General features: G+C 65.8%; 1 protein-coding gene. It reads right to left on the reverse strand.

Features of this window, described 5'->3' with window-relative positions:
- On the reverse strand, positions 1 to 301 hold a 301-nt coding region (locus tag U4012_RS35700), incomplete at both ends, for a hypothetical protein (RefSeq protein WP_321804598.1).

Here is a 301-nt window from a genome sequence, read left to right on the forward strand (position 1 = left end):
CACGTCGACGACGGCCAGCTCGTTGTCGACCGGCGTGAGTTCACTGTCGACGGCGCTGTCGACGACGGATAGCACCGTGGTGTCGCTGTCGACCTCGACCTCAACGACGGCCAGCTCGCTGTCGACCGCGTTGTCGACGACGGACAGCACGGTGGCTTCGCTGTCGACCTCGACATCGACCACGGCCAGCTCGCTGTCCACTGGTTTGTCGACCACGAACAGCAGCGTCTCATCGCTGTCGACCACGAGCTCCACGGCGACCAGCTCGCTGTCGACGCTGGTCTCGTCGTCGCGCACGCAC

This window comes from Burkholderia sp. BCC1988, from assembly GCF_905339895.1.
Classification (GTDB): Bacteria; Pseudomonadota; Gammaproteobacteria; order Burkholderiales; family Burkholderiaceae; genus Burkholderia.